Below are 4,307 nucleotides of genomic sequence, written 5' to 3'. Positions count from 1 at the left end.
TCCCCGCTTGGGATTTACTTCGAGAAGCCCAAAATCGCTGAAACCCAGATAGATCAAGGAAAATCATCAATCGAGGTTAACCCTTTGTCCCGTAATGGTTTGAGCCTTTTTTGCTGACCGAAAACGCCTAAGTCCCACTAGGATAGGGAAGCTTGAGCAATTCAAAGTAGGTTTGGGTGTCTAATAGGTCAATAACCTCATCTGGACTAGCATGAGAACGAGCAGGTTGACAAAACCAATCTTGTTGATCTTCAGCAAAGATGCGCTTAAGCAGATCAGGTGTCATGGGTACTAAGTCTTCCCCTGCTCGCATTAGATAAGCACCTTCAAAGGCGATAGGTTGTCCTGTGGGACGGGTTGGCACTTCAAAAACCAAGACACGACCATCAGGGTGGGCCAATTCGGTGATTTCCACGCGCAAGCGAAGTTTTTGAACGATTAGCGATTTAATGCTGTTAATTTCTTCGGGTGTAGGAAAGGCTTGTGAACCAACAATTTTACGGGGACGTTTATCGGTAACACCTAAGATAAAATGGCCACCTCCTTCATTAGCAAGGGCGACGCAATATTTTAACAGTTTGATTGTATCAAATTGATTTTTAGCCTGTTTAAATTCTAGTCGCTCATTTTCCACTGGAGCATTTAACCAACCTTCTAGGGTCTCTAGGTTTATCATGCAGTAATCTCCTTCTGGGTGGGAATTTACGTTTGGGGGGGAACAGTGCAGGTTATACTGATTCCTAAGATGAGAGCAGCTCTATTTTCTCGCAAATTCTGTTCTTATGCTATTTGTCCTCTACTAAGAAGAAAAATCAATGGTTATTATCGAGATTACCAATGTGGAAGAAATATTGAGCGCAAAAATTGGCTCTTTCGCTGCTAAAATCGTCCAAGCTCTAGCAGATGATGAGGGGAAAGTGGAAGAGGTTCTCATCAAAGAATTACAGGCTAATTTTCAGGAAAGGGGCATTAAAGCTAATCTGTTTAGCGTCACTGGGTTAGATATGCTCGGCAATGGCAGGCTAGAAGTTAACGTTAATGTTCGTTCTGCTAATATGATGTCCTAAGAGATAAAATCGCCAATGGTTGGGTTAAATATAGTTAAACCCAACCTTATTTTGGTAGTTACCATCAAAAGCAATGGCAACGAAGCTTGAGGTTATAATAAACCAACAAAATGTAACGGTCCTTGACCGGTAATTAATTCGATAATAATTGCCAGAAAACCGATCATCGCTAATCGACCATTCCACACCTCGGCTGCCGTTGTCATCCCCCATTCCCAACGTTCCTGGGGATACATTTTCATATTCGCTTTCGGACGGGTAATTTGCTCGAAAGTGGTGGGTTTCTCGTCTAGGGATTTGACCACTAACTGGGAGAGAGATTCGATAAACATCGGGTGAGTGTTAAGAGCCGGTACTCGCTGAAAATGTTCAATTCCCGCTTCTTCCGCCACTTCTCGGTACTCTATATCGATTTCTTGCAGGGTTTCGATGTGTTCTGAGACAAAGCTAATCGGCACGACCAATAAATTCTTAATTCCCTGCTCTCCCAACCCTTTTAAAGCATCTTCAGTATAGGGTTTTAGCCATTCCACCGGACCGACGCGACTTTGATAGGCTAAAGTGTACTGATTGGGTCGGTTTAGCGTACGCATGATCGCCCTAGTGCATTCTTCAATTTGCCTTTGATAGGGATCTCCCGCTTCCTCCACATAACTTTGGGGGACACCATGGGCGCTAAAAAAGATATGTACTTGGTCAGGATGAGGACACTGCTCTAATTCTCGCGCGATCAGATCGGCCATAGCACTCAGATAAGTGGGATGATCGTACCAAGAAGGGATGAGAGTATATTCCGTCAAACGCAGATAGGGATCATCCTGCCACATTTCCTCCAGCACACGAAAACTGGAACCACTGGTACTGATGGAAAATTGGGGATAAAGGGGAAGAATAACCAATTTTTTGATATGATCCCGTTTAATCCGCTCGATCGCTTCTTCGGTGAAGGGATTCCAATAACGCATCCCGATATAAACGCTCACCTCGCGCCCCATTTCCTTGAGACGTTGTTGCAGTGCCGTGGCCTGTGCTTCCGTAATCTTGAGTAAAGGGGAGCCACCACCAATCTGGCGGTAATTTTCCTGGGATTTACTCGCTCTTAGCGTCGATATTAACCAAGCTAACGGTTTTTGTAATCCTTTGATCGGTAAACGGATGATCTCTGGGTCAGAAAAAAGGTTAAATAGAAAAGGACGCACATCCTCTAACCGCTCTGGCCCACCCAAATTTAATAATAAAACCCCAACGCGACCCATAGTGTTAACAGATAATTTTTAAATTTTCAGATTCTTTACCAAGTTTAACAATATATCGGTGGAACCGTTAAAACAAATTACAGACAATATCGAACTTAATCAAATCTTGGAGGTTGATCTTGGCGACAATTTTACGTCCCCTCAGTTATCAATATCAATGGCTTTACGATGGTATCTCCCGTCTGGCTGCCCTAGCGGTGGGTGGGGAGCCCCGTTTTCGGCAATTGGCCCTAGAAGGTTTAAAAATCGCTAAAAATGACCCTATCCTCGATCTCTGTTGTGGTGCGGGTCAAACCACCCGTTATTTAGTACCCCTATCCGATCGCTGTACCGGTTTAGATGTCTCTCCCCGGGCCCTGGAGCGAGCTAGTTTAGCGGTGCCGCAAGCGCATTATGTGGAGGGATTAGCCGAAAAAATGCCCTTTAATGCCGGAGAATTCGCCTTTGTTCATACTAGCGCCGCTCTCCACGAAATGGAACCGGAGCAGTTAGAGGAAATCCTCAAAGAAGTGTATCGAGTTCTCAGACCGGGGGGAATTTTTGCCCTCGTGGATTTTCATCGACCCACTAACCCGCTTTTTTGGCCTTCTTTGGCCCTATTTTTGCAATTATTTGAAACCCATACCGCTTGGCAGTTTATCGATAGGGACCTGATCCAATCTTTACAGGCGCTCGGTTTTCGTGATTGTCAACAAAAATTATACGCTGGTGGCAGTTTACAGGTGATTCAAGCGGCCAAGTGAAGGGATCGGCCAGGCAAGATTTTCAGAGGCAGTCGGTCATTTATACTAAGTAGGGAAGCTGAGTTCGATCGACTCGGTGCCAGTTATTTTTGAGAAGTAATGACTAGAACAAAAATTCTACAACCCGATTTAATTTTAGGGGATACGATTCTCGGTCTCAGTCTGGAGATTTTGAGTCAGCATCAAATTAAAGGATTGATTCTCGATGTGGACGATACCCTTGTTCCCCTCCAGGAAACGACGGTTTCTGACGATTTACAGCGTTGGGTCGATTCCTTGCGTCTTTATCTACCGATTTGGTTGGTAAGCAATAATCTTAGCGAAAATCGTATCGGTGCGATCGCTGATAATTTACAACTTCCCTACCTTCTCGGTGCGGTGAAACCCTCTCGACGCAAACTCCGGCAAGCGATGGCAGCCATGAGTCTCCCCCCCCAACAAATTGCTATGGTTGGCGATCGCTTGTTGACCGATGTTTTAGCGGGAAATCGTCTGGGAATGTTTACCATTCTGGTGAAACCAATGGTAAATCCCTTGACGGGGGGGGCAGCTTATCCAATCCACGATTTTGAGGTGTGGATATCACAAATTCTCGGCGTTTCCCTGCATCCGCAGCATTACTTAATAAAACCTGACCAATCCTCACAAAAGTAAATATTAAAAAATAATTAAGTATAGAGAAAAGGAGGGAAAAGTAGGAAATACTATAGATAATTTGAAATGAGGTCAGCCGAGATAAAGACCTTAAATATAACAAGGTCAATAGATGGACGGTGCCAGTTTTTGCGGATATACGCCAAAAGCTGGCACTACTGTTTTAACGAAAACTTCCTGCTATAATTTGGCCAGATTGTGAGACAATGGGGAACGATTTTTTAGTTAATTCTCCCTGGCTTCACTCTATATATGAATCGAGATTCTTCCCTGCTATCATCCTCCTCGGTTGCGGAATTCAAGCGCAATTCCTTTGATTTGGAGTCACACCTACAAAACTTTTTACAATTAGACCCAGAAATTCTACAAGCAAAATTAGCGATAGCAAAAGATTCCTTAGCGGCCTTAGCTCATCAAGAATTTTCTTGGACAAATCCAGATTATTTCGGTTCTTCGGTTTTTGTTATGCAATGGACGGGGGTTATAAGGGATGGAACCCTTATATAGAAAGGCATTTGGCGATTTTTGTCAATTATTTTTGATCTAGAGCGAACTAATCAATTAAGTCTCTTGCCAGATAAGGATTT

The 4,307-nt window shown here is 43.8% G+C and carries 6 protein-coding genes; 4 read left to right on the top strand and 2 right to left on the bottom strand.

Annotated elements, in window-relative coordinates; all coding sequences use genetic code 11:
- Positions 1–127: 127 nt before the first annotated feature.
- Positions 128–676: an AlbA family DNA-binding domain-containing protein gene (locus tag IM500_RS05605; RefSeq protein ID WP_287737928.1), complete on the bottom strand. Its 549-nt coding sequence runs from the start codon at positions 674–676 to the stop codon at positions 128–130.
- Between the two features lie 139 nt (positions 677–815).
- On the opposite strand from IM500_RS05605, the gene IM500_RS05600 reads away from it, so the two are divergent.
- Entirely contained in the window at positions 816–1,067 is a 252-nt protein-coding gene (locus IM500_RS05600) for a DUF8653 family protein (RefSeq protein WP_002739055.1), read from the top strand.
- A 92-nt stretch (positions 1,068–1,159) separates the two neighbouring features.
- On the opposite strand, the gene hemH is transcribed toward IM500_RS05600, so the two are convergent.
- Entirely contained in the window at positions 1,160–2,323 is a 1,164-nt protein-coding gene (gene hemH / locus IM500_RS05595; RefSeq protein WP_190720775.1) for a ferrochelatase, read from the bottom strand.
- 119 nt (positions 2,324–2,442) lie between these two features.
- Between hemH and IM500_RS05590 the strand changes: the two genes are divergently transcribed.
- From IM500_RS05590 to IM500_RS05580, 3 genes are all read left to right on the top strand, one after another.
- Positions 2,443–3,066 (top strand): class I SAM-dependent methyltransferase, encoded by a 624-nt coding sequence (locus IM500_RS05590; protein WP_190720772.1) that lies wholly within the window; start codon positions 2,443–2,445, stop codon positions 3,064–3,066.
- Positions 3,067–3,165: 99 nt separating this feature from the next.
- Entirely contained in the window at positions 3,166–3,720 is a 555-nt protein-coding gene (locus tag IM500_RS05585; protein WP_190720770.1) for a YqeG family HAD IIIA-type phosphatase, read from the top strand.
- A gap of 252 nt (positions 3,721–3,972) precedes the next feature.
- Complete coding sequence (locus tag IM500_RS05580) at positions 3,973–4,227, top strand: hypothetical protein (protein ID WP_287737930.1); 255 nt, start codon at positions 3,973–3,975, stop codon at positions 4,225–4,227.
- Positions 4,228–4,307 lie beyond the last annotated feature (80 nt).

The sequence above is a fragment of the Microcystis sp. M179S2 genome (assembly GCF_020245805.1).
Lineage (GTDB): Bacteria > Cyanobacteriota > Cyanobacteriia > Cyanobacteriales > Microcystaceae > Microcystis > Microcystis aeruginosa.
This window is presented reverse-complemented; position numbering and strand designations above follow the sequence as displayed.

Bases quoted from the DNA above. Each gene is read 5' to 3' on its own strand.
- IM500_RS05605 (WP_287737928.1), bottom strand. From the start codon at position 676: ATGATAAACCTAGAGACCCTAGAAGGTTGGTTAAATGCTCCAGTGGAA.
- IM500_RS05600 (WP_002739055.1), top strand. From the start codon at position 816: ATGGTTATTATCGAGATTACCAATGTGGAAGAAATATTGAGCGCAAAA.
- hemH (WP_190720775.1), bottom strand. From the start codon at position 2,323: ATGGGTCGCGTTGGGGTTTTATTATTAAATTTGGGTGGGCCAGAGCGG.
- IM500_RS05585 (WP_190720770.1), top strand. From the start codon at position 3,166: ATGACTAGAACAAAAATTCTACAACCCGATTTAATTTTAGGGGATACG.
- IM500_RS05580 (WP_287737930.1), top strand. From the start codon at position 3,973: ATGAATCGAGATTCTTCCCTGCTATCATCCTCCTCGGTTGCGGAATTC.